Genomic DNA, 17,019 nt, shown 5'->3' on the forward strand with positions numbered 1-17,019 from the left:
CCGACGACGCGGCCGGGGGTGCCCCCGTGCCCGCAGGGCTACGGGGGAGTGCGTGCCGGGCGCCGCCGGGCAGGCGGGACTTTCGACACACGCCCCAGGGGGCGTCCTGCCGATCGGGCCGGATCGGGGAGCGGTGCCGGACGCCGCGAGCCCGGCGTGATCGGCGAGACACCCCCTGGGGCACCGGGCTAGTATCCCGGCGGTTCCTGCTGGGGGCCGCGGTCGACCGGACCGCGGCCCGACAGCACCTCGCCGTACGCCTGCATCAGGTCCGCCAGCCGGAGGGTGGCGAGGTCCTCCCGGGTCGGGCTGCCCGGACAGCCGGAGAGCCGCAGGTCCCGGTAGGCGCAGGACTTCTCGTACAGGGTGCGCAGGAAGCGCCCGTTGCCCAGCTCGTCGATCCAGCCCTGCTCGACGACGTGCCCGCCGATCGAGCGCAGCTCGTCGCGGGCCTCGTCGTCCCAGCCGTCCCCGTTGGCCGCCGCGAGGACCTCGCCGATGGCGGTGAGTTCGAGCGGCCGGTACGAGGGGAAGTCGACCCGGGTGGTGAACCGGGAGGACAGGCCGGGGTTGGTCGACAGCAGCCGGTCCATGCCCTCGGGGTAGCCGGCCAGGATGACCACCAGGTGGTCGCGGTTGTCCTCGGCCCGCTTCAGGAGCACCTGGAGCGCCTCGTCGCCGTACGCGTCGCCCTTGCTGTACCCGGTGTTGGAGAGCGCGTAGGCCTCGTCCACGAAGAGCACCCCGCCGACCGCCGAGTCGATCAGCTCGTTGGCCTTGACCGCCGTCTGCCCCAGGAACTCGCCGACCAGATCGGCCCGCTGGGCCTCCACGAGGTGGTCCCCGCCGAGCAGCCCGAGGGCGTAGAAGACCCGTCCCAGGATCCGGGCGACCGTGGTCTTGCCGGTGCCGGAGGGGCCGGAGAAGACGAAGTGCCGCTTCGGCGGCTGGACCGGCAGCCCCTGGTCGGCCCGGAACCGCGCCATCTCCAGCTGCGCCGAGAGCGCCTTGACCTGGCGCTTCACCGGTTCGAGGCCGACCATGCCCTCCAGCTCGGCCAGCGCCTGCGCGAGCAGGGCCGGATCGGTGGGACCGGCCGGGAAGCGCGGCGGCTCGGGCTGCCGGGGGACCCGGGCTTTGTGCCGTACGACCTCCGGGGGCGCGGCCGGTGCGACCGGCGGCGCCGGATCGGGCGCGAGCCGCAGCCCGTCGCCGAGTCCGCCGGTGTCGGGCTCGGCGCCCGGCACGGTGTCCACCGCGTCCTGGCCGAGTCCGCCGCCGACCGTGCCCAGGGCGACCGTCGCGAGCCCGGCCGGATCCTCCAGGCCGTCGTACCCCTCGAAACCGTCGTACTCGGTGATCGCCGCGAGCCGCGCCGCCGTGTCCATGAAGGAGGGGTCGATCCGGTGCACGGCCCGGTAGAGCGGAAGGGCGGCGGCACTGCGCCCGGTGCCCTCGTGGGCGCGGGCGAGCCAGTACCGCAGCTCCTTGCGCTGCGGCTGCTCGCTGCGGCACCGCATCAGGGAGGCCGAGAGCAGCGGCTCGGCCTGGCCGTACATCTCCAGGCGCACCCGGGCCATGCCGCCGAAGAGCCCGGCCTCGATGCCGAGCAGCGGGTCGTCGACGAGGGGCTCGGTGTGCCGGACGAGCTGGTCCCAGTCCTTGACGAGATAGGCCCGGCAGGCGTGCAGGAAGCGCACCTGGGGGTCGGTGTCGACCGGGGGGAGCCCCGCGAGGGCGCGGTCCAGCTCGGGCACGTGGCGCCCGTCGAGCCAGTGGGAGGCGTGCGCGAGCAGCAGGTCGCGCGGGCTCTCCAGGACCGGCTGCACCCACCAGCCGAGCCAGTACCAGGAGTTCAGGGTGCGCCGGTAGCGGGTCCGCTGCTCGCCGAAGCGCTCGCGGTGGCGGTACATCCGCAGCAGCGCGGTCGTGGTGTCGACCCGGAGCGCGTGCAGCCCGAGCCAGGCGTCCGCCATGCCGGGGTCGATCCGTACCGCCGCCCGGAACTCGTCCTCCGCCTGCGGGTAGGCGCCCATCGTGTAGGCGTCGACTCCGCGCAGCCAGGCGAGCTCGGCCGGGGGCTGCGAGCCCTGTGTGCCGATGTCCATCGGGTCCCCCACAACCGTCTTCGCATGGACGGGATTTGACCGCACCTGCGGGCATCGTACCTGCGCAGGGGGTGGGCGCTTAAGGAGAAGCGCATGATCCGGAAGCGGTGACCCTGGGTGAGCGCCGGGGGACGCGAAGGGCCCCGGCGAAGGCTCCGGAAGGGGGTCCGGGGGCAGAACGAAGCCCCCGGTCACGGGGGAACAACCGGGGGCTTCGCGTCCGCGGCGGCTCCTGAAAGCCGCACATTCAGAACGTAAGACCTGTACGGCCCTTGGGTCAAGCGGAGTTGGAGCACTTGCGCAAGCGGACTCCGGGCCCCTCAGTTCACGGACGGGAAGCCGTCACGGTGGGTGATGATCTGGTCCGTGCCCGCTGTCACACGAGGTCCGGGAAGCCACTCGTACCCCTTCCGGCACTCCTGTACCAGGGCGTCGGCGAAGGGCCGGGAGGGGTCCCCGGAGAAATGGCGAGTCTCCGCCACGGTCCAGCCGTCCCAGAACGCGGCCTGCTCCGGGCCGTCCCGGCGCCGGCCCCGCTCCCAGGACTCCTCCGCGCCGCGCTCCATCCAGAGCAGGCGCGCCAGGTGGGGGCGCACGGCCCGCCGGCCCGCGCCGACGCCCTCGACGAGGACCACCGGCGCCGGGGGCAGCGCGCGCGGCCCGCCGAAGCGCCGCAGCCGCCAGTCGTACGGACGGTAGGCCGCGACCGCGCCCCGCGCGAGGGGCTCCAGGACCTCTCCCCGCAGCCGGCCGGTCCACCCGAAGAGCTCCTCGTGGGTGGCGAGGTCGTCGAGGTGGAGGACGGGGGCGTCGCCGAGGGCGGCGGAGAGGCGGGCCGCGAGGGTGGACTTGCCGGAGCCCGCGTGCCCGTCGACCGCGACCAGCCGGACCGGCCCGCAGGAGGGCGGCAGCCGGAGCAGCGCGCGCGCCGCGCGGTCGAGGTCGTCCATGGCCCCAGGGTAGGGGAGCGGGGCCGTCCCAGGTCAGGGAGGTGCCGCCGTCAGTGGACGAGACCAATATTGGTGCGGCGACGCGGGGCGAAGTGCTGGCGGAGGCCCACCGGGGCCGGGATAGTGGGCCCGCGACCCGTCCGCGCGCCCGTGGTCCGGGGGCGCGGCCGACGGGCGGGACGTCCGCACGCCCGCGTGTCGACACATCGGCACACCGACATGTCCGTACGACAGCCCGCCCGTACCCCGTCCCGGCCGTACAGCACCGCACCCGCACACCGACATCTCCGTACGACAGCCCGTCCGCACCCCGACCCGGCCGTGCGGCACCGCACCCGCACACCGACCCGTCCGTGCGGCACCGCATCCGCGCATCGGCGCCCACACCGCACCCGCCGACCGGCACCTCCGCACGCCGGCACCCACGCACGCCCACCGTTCTCGACTGGGGGTCACCGCCCATGACCAGCTCCACCCCGCGCAGAACCGTCCTCGCCGCGGCGCTCGCGGCCGTCGCGGGAACGGCCGCCTCCGCCGTTCCCGCCGTCGCCTCCGCCGTCCCCGGCGGCGCCCGACGGAGACACGCCCCCGCGCCCGGCACCGTCGACAACCGCTTCTGGTCCTCGTACGCGGACTGGCGGAGCGGCACCGCCGCCGGTACGCGGGCGGTCCCCGGCGCCCGTCCGGGCCTGGTCCTCGCCCGGCCCGCCGGCCGCACCGACCACACCGACCCGCACACCGGGCGGACCTCGGCCTGGGAGTACGCGAGCTGGACCTCGCCCGAGTACACCCCGGCCGTGCCCGCCACCGAGGTCATCGCCTCCTGGAACGCCCGCACGCCCCCGGGCACCTGGATCCAGGCCGAGCTGTCCGGCACGTACTCCGACTCCACGGCCGTCCCCCGGTACGTCCTGGGCCGCTGGGCCTCCGGAGACGGGGAGGGGGACATCCGGCGCACCTCGGTCGACGACCAGACCGACGGGAGGAGCAGCGTCTGGACCGACACCTTCGCGATCGACGACCCGGCGAGCGGGCTGCGGCTGCGCTCGTACCGGCTGCGCCTGACCCTCTACCGGACGCCGGGCAGCGACCTCACCCCGACGGTGTGGCGGATCGGCGCCATGGCCTCGGACGTCCCGGACCGCTTCGCCGTCCCGGCCTCCGTGCCCGGCCCCGCCCGCGAACTGGCCGTGCCGCGCTACTCGCAGAACACCCACGTCGGGCAGTACCCCGAGTACGACAACGGCGGCGAGGCCTGGTGCAGCCCGACCTCCTCGCAGATGGTCGTCGAGTACTGGGGGCGCCGGCCCTCGGCGGAGGACCTGGCCTGGGTGGACCCGGCCTTCGCCGACCCGCAGGTCTGCCACGCGGCCCGCTTCACCTACGACAACCAGTACGAGGGCTGCGGCAACTGGCCCTTCAACGCCGCCTACGCCGCCACGTACCCCGGCATGAACGCCGTGGTCACCCGGCTGCGCTCGCTCGCCGAACTGGAGGGCCTGGTCCGCGTCGGCATCCCGGTCATCACGTCGCAGTCCTTCCTCGAGGAGGAGCTGACCGGCGCCGGTTACGGCACCTCGGGCCACCTGATGACGGTCGTCGGCTTCACCCCGGCCGGCGACGTCGTCGCCAACGACCCCGCCTCGCCCCACAACGAGGCGGTCCGCCGGGTCTACCGGCGGCGCGAGTGGGAGAACATCTGGCTGCGCACGAAGAGGTACGACGCGAACGGCAAGGTCAGGAGCGGGACGGGCGGGGTCTGCTACGTCTACTGGCCGACCGGTCCGACAGCGGGACAGCACCGCGCGCTGAGGGCGCTCGGGCTGGTGTGAGCGCGCGGGGGCCCGCCGTCGTACCGCCTCCGCCGCATCGGTCCGTCGCGCCTCCCGGCGGGACGGACACCGCGTCGACATCGGCTCGCGCGTCCCCGCCGTTCGGGTCGGCGTCGCGTGACACCCGAGGAAGGCAGGGGAGACGACCACGCGGGCCGGTTCCGTCGACCGCGAACCCGTCCGGGCGGCGGCGCACGTCGCCCGGACGCGCCGGCGGGGCGACAACCGCACCACGGCCGGCCGCGGCCCGTCCCCGTCGCGGACCTGCTCCCCGAGAGCTGCGTCCGGGCCGGCCACCGGTTCGACGACGCGGGAGGACGTGCCGCCCCCGTGCGTCGCCCCGTGCGCTGCGGGCAAAGGGAGTTGGCGGGGAGCTGCGCTACGTTGAGGGCGTGACCGACATCGAATCGCGCATCGACACGTCCCGGCCGCACACCGCCCGGATATGGAACTACTGGACCGGCGGCAAGGACAACTACCCGGTCGACCGGGAGACCGGTGACCGGATCAGGGAACTGCACCCGGGGATCGGGGACTACGCCAAGGCGGACCGGCTGTTCCTGGGGCGGGCGGTGCGCCACCTGGCGGGGCAGGAGGGCGTCCGGCAGTTCCTGGACATCGGCACGGGGCTGCCGAGCGCCGACAACACCCACGAGGTCGCCCAGCGCGTCGCCCCCGACGCGCGGGTCGTGTACGTGGACAACGACCCGCTCGTCCTCACGCACGCCCGCGCCCTGCTGGTCGGGACGCCCGAGGGCGCCACCGACTACCTGGACGCCGACCTGCGGGACGTCGACACGATCCTCGCCGCCGCGGCGAAGACGCTCGACCTCTCGCGGCCGGTCGCGCTGATGCTGCTCGGGGTCGTCATCTTCGTCGAGGACGACGAGGAGTCGTACGCGATCGTCCGCAGGCTCATGGACGCGCTCGCGCCCGGCAGCCACCTCGTCCTGTCCCACACGGTCACCCACCCGGACATGCCGGACGTCGACGCGGCGGTCGCCTTCTGGAACGAGCACGGCACCCCGAAGCTCACCCAGCGGACCCCCGCCGCCGTCGCGCGCTACTTCGACGGCCTGGAACTGCTGGAACCCGGCGTGGTGTCCTGCTCCGCCTGGCGGCCGGAGCGGCCGGCGCCGGACGTCGCGATGTACGGGGGCATCGGCCGCAAGTAGGGCGGGCCGGGCGGTGGACGGGGCGTGCGGGCGGGTGCCACCGGGCCGGGACCCGGGCGCGCGCGGCGACGTGGTCTGCGGCACAGAAGGCGCCCGCCGCGTCCCCCCGCCGACCGGCTACCGCCCGCCCGGCACAAGGCCCCCGGCGCCCTCGGCCCCCTCCGGCGCGGAGGCGCGGCCCCGGGGGACGTGACGGACGTCTCTACCCCGGGGCCGCCCCCGTGGCGCATGGTGGTCGCCATGACCTCCACCACCCACAGCCCCGCCCTCCTCCGCGCCCGCACGGGCGGCCCCCGGGACGACGACGGTCCCAAGCTCCTGGAGAACGTCCTCGGCTGGACCCTGGTCGTGCTGCTCGCCGTGCTCGTCACCCGGGCGGGCCTCATGTGACGGCGTCGGTGTGATCCCCCGGCGGCCGTGTGATCCGGGCCTCCGGGGCGGGCATGCTCCCCGCGACCCCGGCATCCCGCGCGCGGTCCGCCCGCGCCCGGCAGGGAGGAGCGTCCGGCCGTGCCCGACACCCCCGCGGACGGCGTGGAGCGCCGCCTGCCCACCGACGAGGCCCGCGAGCTGCTCGCCCTGGTGCGCGACGTCGCCCGGCGGGAGATCGTCCCGTCCGCCGCGGCCGAGGAGGCCGCCGGATGCTTCCCCCGCGAGCTGTTCGCACTGCTCTCCCGCTCCGGACTCCTCGGACTGCCCTACGACCCCGCACACGGCGGGGGAGGCCAGCCGTACGAGGTGTACCTCCAGGTCCTGGAGGAACTCGCCGCGGCCCGGCTCACCGTCGGCCTCGGCGTCAGCGTCCACACCCTCTCCTGCCACGCCCTCGCCGGTTTCGGCACCGAGGAGCAGCGGGCCGCGCACCTGCCCGCCCTGCTGGGCGGCGGCCTCCTCGGCGCGTACTGCCTCTCCGAACCCTCCGCCGGGTCGGACGCGGCGGCGCTGCGGACCCGGGCCGTCCGCGACGGCGACACGTGGACGATCGACGGCACCAAGGCGTGGATCACGCACGGCGGGATCGCCGACTTCTGCACGGTCATGGCCCGCACCGGCGGCCCCGGCGCGCGGCATCACGGCCTTCCTGGTTCCGGGGGACGCGCCGGGCCTGAGCGCGGACCCGCCCGAGCGGAAGATGGGCATGGGCGGCTCGCCCACCGCGCAACTCCGCTTCGAGGGCGTGCGGGTCCCCGACGCACGGCGGCTCGGCGGGGAGGGGCAGGGCTTCGCGATCGCGCTCGACGCCCTGGACTCGGGGCGGCTCGGCATCGCCGCCTGCGCCGTGGGGCTCGCCCGGGCGGCCCTGGACGCGGCCGTCGGACACGCCCGGGAGCGCCGCCAGTTCGGCCGGCCGGTCGCCGACTTCCAGGGGCTCCGCTTCCTCCTCGCCGACATGGCGACCCAGGTCGAGGCGGGCCGGGCGCTGTACCTGGAGGCGGCGCGGCTGCGGGACGGGGGGCGGCCCTTCGGCCGGCTCGCGGCGATGGCCAAGCTCTTCTGCACGGACGCCGCGATGCGGGTCACGACGGACGCGGTGCAGGTGCTCGGCGGGTACGGCTGCACGGCGGACTTCCCGGTGGAGCGCTTCCTGCGCGAGGCCAAGGTGCTCCAGATCGTCGAGGGGACCAATCAGATCCAGCGGGTGGTCATCGCCCGTCACCTGGTCGGACCAGAGTCCCGCTGACCCGGACGGTCCGGTCCGCCCAGACGGGCCCCGCGGCGAGCCGGGTCCACTCCTGGTCGCGGTGGCCGGGCAGGGCGCGGCCCTGGCTCGCCCAGAGGGAGAGCACGTCCTGGTAGATGGGCGGGTGCGCCGGGACGGGAGCGGGGGCGGGGAGGGCGGCGGGGACCGGGGCCCGCGCGGAGAGCGGGACCGGGGCGGCGACCGGTACGGGAGCGGTGATCGTGACCGGCGGATCGGCCGGAAGAGGAGGGCCGACGAGAGCCGGAGGGGAGGCCGGGACCGGGACGGAGGCCGGAACCGGCGGCTGCGACGGGGGCCGTACGCGGGACGGGGGAGCGGGCTGGACGCGCGACTGCGCCCGGGGCTGGGGCTGCGCCCGCGGCCGGTGACGGGGCTCGGCCCGCGTCTCCGTCCGGGTCTCGGCTCCCGCCTCGGCCGGGGGCTGCGCCTGCGCCGGTACGGGCACGGGCGGCGCGGGGACGGGTGAGGGCGCGGCTGTGGACGCCGGCGCCGCAGCCGGGAGGGGAACCGATTCTTCAATGCGCGGCTCGGCCTGCCGGTGCCGACCGTAACCGCTGGGAGTCGTGTGCAGCGTGGTCATGCCCGGACCAACGCGCTCCGTTGGCTGGGGGTCACCGCCGAGCGGATTCGAGCGGCAGTTCGCCCGGTACCCGGGCGGGTCCGGCACACGGCCGGACCATCGGGTTTCCCGTACCGCCGCGCGGTACGGGAAGGCGTCCGACGGGATGCGGCCTCAGGCCGCGCGGCGCATCTGCGGCACCCGGATCGGGCGCGAGCCCGGGCCGCCGACGTGCGAGAAGGGCTGCGTGCGCCAGTCGAGGCCCTGGGGGAGCGTCAGGAGCAGCGCGGTGTCCTGCTCCTGGACCTCCAGGGTGTCGTCGGCCGGGCCCGCCCCGGAGGCCGCGAGGCCCGTGCCCCGGCACACCGTGAGGACGAAGGGGTTCCACGGCGTGGGGCAGAGCGCGTGCTCCGGCAGCACGTCCTCGTCCGCGAGCAGCGCGATGGGCTGCGCGCACTCCGGGCAGAGGACCCGGAACATCTCAAAGGTGTCGTACGCGTCGAGTTCGTCGGACGTGTCGACCGAATCAACAGGCTCCTGCATGAAGAATCTCCCCCTCGGCTGGGTCGGCCGGATCTGTGCGGCCTTCGACCACAGCAAGCACTTCCCATACGGAACTCCGCATAACCGTGAGGCGGCACCCCGAGCCGGACACAAACATGTGGCGTTCGTCACATGCTCGTCGCAGGTGCCTCGTGACGGCGCATAGCGGTTCATACGGGGCGCCCCGGGCCGTGCCCCGGTCCCTGCGGAGCACTAGGGTCACCGCATGGAGGAGCTGGATCGTCAGATCGTGGAGTTGCTCGTCAAGGACGGGCGCATGAGCTACACCGACCTGGGCAAGGCCACCGGCCTGTCCACGTCGGCCGTGCATCAGCGCGTCCGCCGCCTGGAGCAGCGCGGCGTCATCCGCGGCTACGCCGCCGTCGTCGACCCGGAGGCCGTGGGCCTGCCGCTGACCGCCTTCATCTCGGTCAAACCCTTCGACCCCAGCGCCCCCGACGACACCCCCGACCGGCTCGCCGACATCCCCGAGATCGAGGCCTGCCACAGCGTCGCGGGCGACGAGAACTACATCCTCAAGGTCCGGGTCGCCACCCCGCTGGAGCTGGAGCACCTGCTCACCCGCATCCGCTCCCAGGCCGGCGTGTCCAGCCGCACGACGGTCGTCCTCTCCACCCCGTACGAGGCCCGGCCCCCGCGCATCTGACCCACCGGCCTCCGCCCGCCGGCGCCCACCTGTCTCCGCCTCCCGGCGCCCGCCGGGGGGACCTGCCGGACGGGCCGGGTCCGCACAGGTCCTAGCCTGGTGCCATGAGCGAGTCCATGCCTGCCGCGCCTTCCGGCGACCACCGCACCGTGCTCCTGCGCGGCGGAGAGGTCCACAGCCCCGCCGACCCCTTCGCCACCGCCATGGTGGTGGAGCGCGGGCACGTCGCCTGGGTGGGTTCGGAGGGAGCGGCCGACGCCTTCGCGTCCGGCGTGGACGAGGTGGTCGACCTGGAGGGCGCGCTCGTCACCCCGGCGTTCGTCGACGCGCACGTGCACACCACCGCCACCGGTTTCGCCCTCACCGGCCTCGACCTCTCCTCCGCCGCCTCGCTCGCCGAGGCGGCGGAGCGGATCCGGGCCCACGCCGCCGCCCGCCCCGGGGACCGCGTCCTCCTCGGCCACGGCTGGGACGCCTCCCGCTGGCCCGAGCGCCGCCCGTTCACCCGCGACGAGCTCGACGGCCTCACCGGCGGCCGCCCGCTCTACCTGACGCGGATCGACGTCCACTCGGCCGTCGTCACCACCGCCCTGCTCGACCTGGTGCCCGGCGTCCGGGACCTGGACGGCTTCCACGACGGCCTGCGGCCGCTCACCGGCGACGCCCACCACGCCGTGCGCGCCGCCGCCTTCGGCGCCGTGTCCGCGCTCCAGCGCGCCGAGGCCCAGCGCGCCGCCCGCGCCCGGGCCGCCTCCCTCGGCATCGGCACCCTGCACGAGTGCGGCGGTCCGCGGATCTCCTCCGAGGAGGACTTCACCGGACTGCTCGACCTCGCCCGCGAGGAGGCCGGCCCCCGGGTCGTCGGCTACTGGGCCGACCTCGACGTGGAGCGGGCGCGCGACCTCGGCGCGCTCGGCGCCGCCGGCGACCTGTTCGCCGACGGCTCCCTCGGCTCCCACACGGCCTGCCTCCACGAGCCGTACGCCGACCACGCCGACCGCGGTCACACCGGCGCCGCCCACCTGGACGCGGCCACCGTCGCCCTCCACGTCGTCGCCTGCACCGAGGCGGGGCTCCAGGCCGGCTTCCACGCCATCGGGGACGCCGCCGTCACCGCGGTCGTCGAGGGCTTCGGGGCCGCCGCCGAGAAGCTGGGACTCGCCCGCGTCCGGGCCGCCCGGCACCGGGTCGAGCACGTCGAGATGCTCACCCCCGAGACGATCGCCGCCTTCGCCGAACTGGGCCTCACCGCCTCCGTCCAGCCCGCCTTCGACGCGCTCTGGGGCGGCGAGGAGGGCATGTACGCCGACCGGCTCGGCGCCGGGCGGGCCCGCACCCTCAACCCGTACGCGGCCCTGCTGCGCTCCGGCGTGCCGCTGGCCTTCGGCTCCGACAGCCCCGTCACCCCGCTCGACCCCTGGGGCACCGTCCGGGCCGCCGCCTTCCACCGCACCCCCGAGCACCGGATCTCCGCCCGCGCCGCCTTCACCGCCCACACCCGGGGCGGCTGGCGCGCCGTCGGCCGCGACGACGCCGGGACGCTCGTCCCCGGCGCCCCCGCCGACTACGCGGTCTGGCGCACCGAGGAACTCGTCGTGCAGGCGCCCGACGACCGGGTCGCCCGCTGGTCCACCGACCCGCGCTCCGGCACGCCGGGCCTGCCCGACCTGACGCCCGGCAACGACCTCCCGGTCTGCCTGCGCACGGTCGTGCACGGACGGACGGTGTTCGTGCAGCCGGACGTGTGACGGAGGGGCGTTCCCCCCTTCGGGCACCGCCCCGCACGCTTGTCCCCGACCTGCGGGTCTTCCCCTCCGACCTGGCCTTTCGGGAGGAACCGGCAGGTCGGGCGGGTATTGACAGCCGCCCGCCGGGGGCGGGTAGGTTCTCCGCGTCCACCACAGGACGTCCGACCGGACCGCGCCCGCCCGGCAGCCGAACGCCTCCCGCGCCTCGGCCGCGGGGAGGGCCCCGGCGGAAGGTGCGACCCGGGTGGGGCCCGGACGTTCAGTAGACAACGGCTCCCGGTCGACCCGCAGCCGGCGGATCCCGGGCCGGACCGAAGGACGACGGGCCCCGCACCGCACGTCACCCGTCCCGCCCGACCCGCCGCGCCGGAGCATCCCGGGGACCTCGCTATGGTGGGGGCCTGTGTATGCATCCGAAGGGGCAGTAGTGAACGACGGTGGCCAGAGGCGTTACGGCCCGCTCGGCAAGGCCTTGGTGATCATTCCGACCTACAACGAGGCGGACAACATCAAGCCGATCGTCGCGCGGGTGCGGGAAGCCGTACCCGACGCGCACGTTCTCGTCGCCGACGACAACAGCCCCGACGGCACGGGCAAGTTCGCGGACGAGATCGCCTCCGAGGACGACCACGTGCACGTCCTGCACCGCAAGGGCAAGGAGGGGCTCGGCGCCGCCTACCTCGCCGGCTTCCGGTGGGGCATCGAGCACGGCTACGGCGTCCTCGTCGAGATGGACGCCGACGGCTCCCACCAGCCCGAGGAGCTCCCGCGGCTGCTCACCGCCCTCAAGGGCGCGGACCTGGTGCTCGGCTCCCGCTGGGTGCCGGGCGGCCGGATCGTGAACTGGCCGAAGTCCCGCGAGTTCATCTCCCGGGGCGGCAGCCTCTACTCGCGCGTGATGCTCGACGTGCCGATCCGCGACGTCACCGGCGGCTACCGGGCCTTCCGCAAGGAGACCCTGGAGGGCCTGGGCCTGGAGGACGTGGCCTCGGCCGGCTACTGCTTCCAGGTCGACCTGGCCCGCCGCGCCGTCGCCGCGGGCTACCACGTCGTCGAGGTCCCGATCACGTTCGTGGAGCGGGAGGTCGGCGACTCGAAGATGAGCCGCGACATCCTCGTCGAGGCGTTGTGGCGGGTCACCGGCTGGGGCCTGACGGCGCGCGCGGAGAAGGTCGGCAAGCGGCTGGGCCGCAAGCCCTCCTGACCCGTTCTCCCGCCGTACGGTCCGCCGGACGAGCGGCGGGCACCGGGCCGCGACCCGTACGCGCCGGTTCGCGAACCTCGCGCACCGGCCCCCGACCCGTACGCGCCGACCCGCGACGCGTACGCGCCGGCCCGCGATCCTCACCTGCGCACTGATCTTCCCTTTACGCCGTTCCGGCGGGGCTCCAGGCACACTGGGGACCATGACGACCGGCGTACCGCCCTCTCCCGCCCCCAAGAAGCGCTCCCGCGCGCGCACGTTCCTCCCGATCGGCCTCGCCGCCTGGCTGGTCCTGGAGATCTGGCTGCTCACGGTGGTGGCGGACGCGGCCGGCGGGCTCACCGTCCTCGCCCTGCTCGTCGGCGGCGCCGTGCTCGGCACCGTCGTCGTCAAGCGGGCCGGCCGGCGCGCCTTCCGGAACCTCACCTCCACCTTCCAGCAGGCCCAGGAGGCCGCGCGGACCGGTGGGGCGCCCGTCGCGCCGGAGCGGACCGGCGCGGAGGACCGCAACGGCTTCCTGATGCTCGGCGGCCTGCTCCTGATCCTCCCCGGCCTGATCTCCGACGCGGCCGGCCTGCTCCTGCTGATCCCGCCGGTCCGCTCCTTCCTCGGACGGTCCGCGGAGAAGGCGGTCGAGCGCCGGATGGCCGCCACGGCCCCCGGCGGCCTCCAGGACGCCTTCCAGCAGGCCCGCATGCACCGCCCGGACGGGAAGGTGGTCCGGGGCGAGGTCGTCCGCGAGGACGCCGCTCCGGGCCCGCGCGCGGCCGGGGACCCCCGCCCGCCCCTGACCCCCTGACGCGCCGGCCCCGGAGGGCACGCGAAAACGCCGCGGGGCCCGGTACACACCTTCGTGTACCGGGCCCCGCGGCGTTGATCGTCCGGCGGTCCGCTAGGCGGACTTGCGGCTGTCGCGCGGATGCACGGCGATGTTCATGGCGCCGGAGCGCAGGACGGCCAGCCTCTCGGCGAGGACCTCCTCCAGCTCCTCGCGGGTGCGCCGCTCCATGAGCATGTCCCAGTGCGTACGCGCAGGCTTGCCCTTCTTCTCTTCGGGACCGTCCCCGTCCACCAGGAGTGCCTGGCTTCCGCAGACCTTGCACTCCCACTCCGGCGGAATCTCCGCCTCTACCGAGAAGGGCATCTCAAAGCGATGTCCCTTCTCGCATGCGTACTCCACCGCCTGGCGCGGGGCCAGATCGATGCCGCGGTCGGTCTCGTAGCTCGTCACCACGAGGCGCGTGCCGCGAAGAGCTCGCTCACTCATGAATCGTGCCTCCCGGGCTTGTCGCCCACAGGACAGATGTCGCTGTCGTCGTTATCCGGTCAACGTCCGGTCGGCGGTAAAGATTCCCGTGCCGGGTCATGCGTCGCCCGTCGTGCCGCCCCTTGTTGTACCCACCAGTGCCCGTTTTGTCACATCTGACGGCAGGTGTGACGTGGTGTCTTCACCAAAGCAGCACGCAGTAACGGTCCGCCTGGCAGGCCAAACGCGTACACTACCGCCCTTTCCCCGCCACGTCTAAATACGCTCCGGCACGGGGTTTCCCGCGGCCTCCGCCGCGCGCCGCACCGGCACCCTGGCGAGCAGGACGAAGCCCGCGACGAAGAAGATCAACAGGGAGATGATGGCATCCCGGTAGCTTCCGGTCAGCTGATACGCGAGACCGAACACCAGCGGACCCAGCCAGCTCAGCCCCCGGTCGCTCATCTCGTACGCCGAGAAGTACTCCGCCTCCTTGCCGCGCGGCACCAGGTGCGAGAACAGCGAGCGCGACAGGGCCTGGCTGCCGCCCAGGACCAGGCCGATCGCGGCCGCCAGGGAGTAGAAGAACACCGGCGCGTCGGCCGGCAGGACGTAGGCCGCCGCCAGGATCAGGGTCCAGACCGCGAGCGAGGCCAGGATCGTCCGCTTGGCGCCGTACGACCGGGCGAGCCGCCCCATGCCGAGGGCCCCCGCCACCGCGAGCACCTGGACGAGCAGGACCGCCGTGATGAGCGTCGTCTGGTCCAGGCCCAGCTCCTCCGAGCCGTACAGCGAGGCCTGCGAGATCACCGTCTGCACGCCGTCGTTGTAGACCAGGTACGCGAGGAGGAAGGAGAGCGTCAGCGGGTGCCGGCGCATGTCCTTCAGGGTCGCCCGCAGCTGGCGCCAGCCGCTGCCGACCGCGCCCCCGCCGGCCCGCTCCCGGTCCTCGGCGGGCAGCCGCCGGTCGCGCAGCCGCCGCAGCGGCACGAGGGTGAACGCGCCCCACCACACGCCGGCCGAGGCCAGGCAGATCCGGACCGCCTCCCCCTCGGTCAGGCCGAAGGAGTCGTGGCCCGAGTAGAGGACCAGGTTCAGGACGAGGACCAGCGCGCCGGACGTGTAGCCGAAGGCCCAGCCGCGCGAGGAGACCGCGTCGCGCTCCTCCGGCTCCGAGATCTGCGGCAGATAGGCGTTGTAGAGCACCATCGAGACCGAGAGCGAGGCGTTCGCCACGATCAGCAGGAAGGCGCCCAGGAGGTAGCGGTCGCCGTCCAGGAAGAACATCCCGGCCGTGGCCGTCGCCCCCAGGTACGCCGTCGCCGCGAGCAGCGGCTTCTTCCGGCCCGTGCGGTCGGCCGCCGCGCCCACCAGCGGCATCACGATCACCGCGACCACGATCGAGGCCGACACGGCGTACGCGAAGAGCGAGCCCGCCCGCACGGGTATGCCCAGCGGGTGGACGAACCCCTCCGGGTCGGCCGCCGCCCGCGCCACCGAGGTCAGATAGGGGCCGAGGAAGACGGTGAGCACGCTCGTCGAGTACACCGAGCACGCGAAGTCGTAGAAGTACCAGCCCCGCTGCTCGCGCCGCCGTCCGGCGGGGCCGGTGGCGTACTCCTCCGGCTCGGTGGTGTCAGCGGTCACGGCCGCGCCCCCTCGTTCGTCCCCGTGGGCCCGTGCCCCTGGTGTCCCGTCCCCGTGCCGCCCGGGCGCGCGCTCAGCTCCACGCGCCCCGCTCGGTCAGCACCGAGCGCAGCGTCTCCAGGTGATCGGTCATGATGCCATCCACGCCCAGGTCGAGGAGGGAGTTCATCCGGGCCGGGTCGTTCACGGTCCACACGTGGACCTGGAGCCCGCGCGCGTGCGCCTCCCGGACGAACCGCCGGTCGACCACCGTGACCCCGCCCTGGCGCTCCGGCACCTGCGCCGCCACCGCCCCGGCCCGCAGCGCCGCCGGAACGCCCAGGGAACGCAGCCGCAGCCCGAGCACCCCGCGCACCCCGTACGAGGTGGCGAGCCGTGGACCGGCCAGGCGCTGCGCCCGGGCCACCCGGGCCTCGGTGAAGGAGCCCACGCAGACCCGGTCCCAGGAGCCGGTCCTGCGGATCAGGTCGACCAGCGGGGCGAGGGCGGACTCCGTCTTGAGGTCCACGTTCCAGCGGGCCTCCGGGAACTCCTCCAGGAGGTCGGCGAAGAGCGGCAGCGGCTCCCGGCCCGCCACCCGGGCCTCGCGCACCGCCTCCCAGGGCAGGTCGCAGATCCGGCCCGAGGCGTCCGTCACCCGGTCCAGGGTCGCGTCGTGAAAGGCCACGAGCACCCCGTCGGAGGTCGTGTGCACGTCGGTCTCGAAGTAGCGGTAGCCCGCCGCGGCGGCCCGGCGGAAGGCGGCCGCGGTGTTCTCCAGGCCGTTCGCCGTGCCGCCGCGGTGGGCGAACGGGAGGGGGGAGGGGTGGTCGAGGTAGGGGTGGCGTACGCGAGTCACCGCCGCAGTATGGCCTGTTCCGGTGTCCCGGGGGCGACCGTCGGGGGACGGGCGGCCGTCGCGGGGCCGGCCTCCCGCGCCGGAGCGGGATCCCCGGCCGGGCCGGGGAGCTCCGTCGGGGCGGGTTCCGGGGAGGCCGCCGCGACGCCCTCCTCCCGCTCCGGGATCGCGAACCGGCGCAGGAAGAACTGGGCCAGCGGGCCGATCGAGAGCGCGTACAGGACCGTGCCGACGCCCACCGAGCCGCCGAGCAGGAAGCCGGTCGCCACCACGGCCACTTCGAGGAACGTCCGCACCAGGCGGATGGAGCGGCCGGTGAGCCGGTGCAGGCCGGTCATCAGGCCGTCGCGCGGGCCGGGGCCGAACCGCGCCGCGATGTACAGGCCGGTCGCGACCCCGTTGAGGACGATCCCCAGCACGAGCAGCGGCACCCGCACGGCCAGGCCGTCGTGCTCCGGGACCAGGGCCAGGGTGCCGTCCATCGCCAGGCCGATCACGAAGACGTTGGAGACCGTGCCGAGTCCGGGCCGCTGCCGGATCGGGATCCACAGCAGCAGCACCACCGCCCCCACCACGATCGACACCACGCCGATCGTCAGCCCGGTCTTCCCGGCGAGGCCCTGGTGGAGGACGCCCCAGGGCTCCAGGCCGAGCGCGCCGCGCACGAGCAGTGCCGAGCTGACGCCGTACAGCGTCAGCCCCGCGTAGAGCTGGACCAGTCGACGGGTGAGGTGCCGGCCGCGGAGGCCGGAGGCGATGGACAAGGTGCTGCCCCCCAGAGTGGTGGTGGTGGACTGACT

15 protein-coding genes and 1 pseudogene are annotated in these 17,019 nt (G+C 74.8%); 8 read left to right on the plus strand and 8 right to left on the minus strand.

The genetic code is table 11. From position 1 onward, the window contains the following. Window positions 1-188: 188 nt before the first annotated feature. Both ACIQKA_RS33200 and ACIQKA_RS33205 read right to left on the minus strand, forming a co-directional pair. Window positions 189-2,108: an AAA family ATPase gene (locus tag ACIQKA_RS33200; protein ID WP_402543199.1), complete on the minus strand. Its 1,920-nt coding sequence runs from the start codon at window positions 2,106-2,108 to the stop codon at window positions 189-191. 320 nt (window positions 2,109-2,428) lie between these two features. After that, window positions 2,429-3,058 (minus strand): uridine kinase, encoded by a 630-nt coding sequence (locus tag ACIQKA_RS33205; RefSeq protein ID WP_391096958.1) that lies wholly within the window; start codon window positions 3,056-3,058, stop codon window positions 2,429-2,431. 461 nt (window positions 3,059-3,519) lie between these two features. On the opposite strand from ACIQKA_RS33205, the gene ACIQKA_RS33210 reads away from it, so the two are divergent. The 4 genes and pseudogenes from ACIQKA_RS33210 to ACIQKA_RS33225 all read left to right on the plus strand — a co-directional run bounded on the left by ACIQKA_RS33210 (window position 3,520) and on the right by ACIQKA_RS33225 (window position 7,746). Continuing rightward, complete coding sequence (locus ACIQKA_RS33210; RefSeq protein WP_402543200.1) at window positions 3,520-4,890, plus strand: peptidase C39 family protein; 1,371 nt, start codon at window positions 3,520-3,522, stop codon at window positions 4,888-4,890. A 392-nt stretch (window positions 4,891-5,282) separates the two neighbouring features. Then, entirely contained in the window at window positions 5,283-6,065 is a 783-nt protein-coding gene (locus ACIQKA_RS33215) for an SAM-dependent methyltransferase (protein ID WP_383158216.1), read from the plus strand. A 240-nt stretch (window positions 6,066-6,305) separates the two neighbouring features. After that, window positions 6,306-6,455, plus strand: a complete 150-nt coding sequence (locus tag ACIQKA_RS33220) for an SCO1431 family membrane protein (protein WP_376240914.1) — start codon at window positions 6,306-6,308, stop codon at window positions 6,453-6,455. 120 nt (window positions 6,456-6,575) lie between these two features. Continuing rightward, a pseudogene (locus tag ACIQKA_RS33225) lies at window positions 6,576-7,746 on the plus strand (acyl-CoA dehydrogenase family protein). Here the strand turns inward: ACIQKA_RS33225 and ACIQKA_RS33230 are convergent. Together ACIQKA_RS33230 and ACIQKA_RS33235 are read right to left on the minus strand one after the other, a co-directional pair. Beyond that, a complete protein-coding gene (locus tag ACIQKA_RS33230; RefSeq protein ID WP_402543201.1) occupies window positions 7,709-8,212 on the minus strand; it encodes a hypothetical protein in 504 nt (167 codons plus the stop codon). The pseudogene ACIQKA_RS33225 and the gene ACIQKA_RS33230 sit on opposite strands and share 38 nt — an antisense overlap. A 288-nt stretch (window positions 8,213-8,500) precedes the next feature. Further along, complete coding sequence (locus ACIQKA_RS33235; protein ID WP_383158225.1) at window positions 8,501-8,869, minus strand: hypothetical protein; 369 nt, start codon at window positions 8,867-8,869, stop codon at window positions 8,501-8,503. 226 nt (window positions 8,870-9,095) lie between these two features. On the opposite strand from ACIQKA_RS33235, the gene ACIQKA_RS33240 reads away from it, so the two are divergent. The 4 genes from ACIQKA_RS33240 (at window position 9,096) to fxsA (ending at window position 13,287) form a co-directional block, all read left to right on the plus strand. Beyond that, window positions 9,096-9,536 (plus strand): Lrp/AsnC family transcriptional regulator, encoded by a 441-nt coding sequence (locus tag ACIQKA_RS33240; RefSeq protein ID WP_030691308.1) that lies wholly within the window; start codon window positions 9,096-9,098, stop codon window positions 9,534-9,536. A 104-nt stretch (window positions 9,537-9,640) separates the two neighbouring features. Further along, a complete protein-coding gene (locus tag ACIQKA_RS33245; RefSeq protein WP_390112347.1) occupies window positions 9,641-11,284 on the plus strand; it encodes an amidohydrolase in 1,644 nt (547 codons plus the stop codon). 427 nt (window positions 11,285-11,711) lie between these two features. Continuing rightward, the gene (locus tag ACIQKA_RS33250) at window positions 11,712-12,488 is read left to right on the plus strand and encodes a polyprenol monophosphomannose synthase (RefSeq protein WP_366378855.1); all 777 of its coding nucleotides are present in this window, start codon (window positions 11,712-11,714) and stop codon (window positions 12,486-12,488) included. 202 nt (window positions 12,489-12,690) lie between these two features. Further along, entirely contained in the window at window positions 12,691-13,287 is a 597-nt protein-coding gene (fxsA, locus tag ACIQKA_RS33255) for an FxsA family membrane protein (protein WP_383158230.1), read from the plus strand. Between the two features lie 93 nt (window positions 13,288-13,380). Here fxsA and ACIQKA_RS33260 read toward each other — a convergent pair whose 3' ends face one another. The 4 genes from ACIQKA_RS33260 to ACIQKA_RS33275 form a co-directional block, all read right to left on the minus strand. Then, entirely contained in the window at window positions 13,381-13,755 is a 375-nt protein-coding gene (locus tag ACIQKA_RS33260; protein WP_026278069.1) for an RNA polymerase-binding protein RbpA, read from the minus strand. A gap of 255 nt (window positions 13,756-14,010) precedes the next feature. After that, the gene (locus ACIQKA_RS33265) at window positions 14,011-15,381 is read right to left on the minus strand and encodes an MFS transporter (RefSeq protein WP_383158453.1); all 1,371 of its coding nucleotides are present in this window, start codon (window positions 15,379-15,381) and stop codon (window positions 14,011-14,013) included. A 73-nt stretch (window positions 15,382-15,454) separates the two neighbouring features. Beyond that, the gene (locus tag ACIQKA_RS33270; RefSeq protein ID WP_402543202.1) at window positions 15,455-16,219 is read right to left on the minus strand and encodes a glycerophosphodiester phosphodiesterase; all 765 of its coding nucleotides are present in this window, start codon (window positions 16,217-16,219) and stop codon (window positions 15,455-15,457) included. After that, on the minus strand, window positions 16,216-16,983 hold the full coding sequence (locus ACIQKA_RS33275) for a hypothetical protein (protein ID WP_402543203.1): 768 nt from the start codon (window positions 16,981-16,983) through the stop codon (window positions 16,216-16,218). The genes ACIQKA_RS33270 and ACIQKA_RS33275 overlap by 4 nt, the downstream gene beginning before the upstream one ends. Window positions 16,984-17,019: the final 36 nt, after the last annotated feature.

Origin of the sequence: Streptomyces sp. NPDC092045, from assembly GCF_044756005.1 — a bacterium.
In the GTDB taxonomy this organism is placed as follows: Bacteria; Actinomycetota; Actinomycetes; order Streptomycetales; family Streptomycetaceae; genus Streptomyces.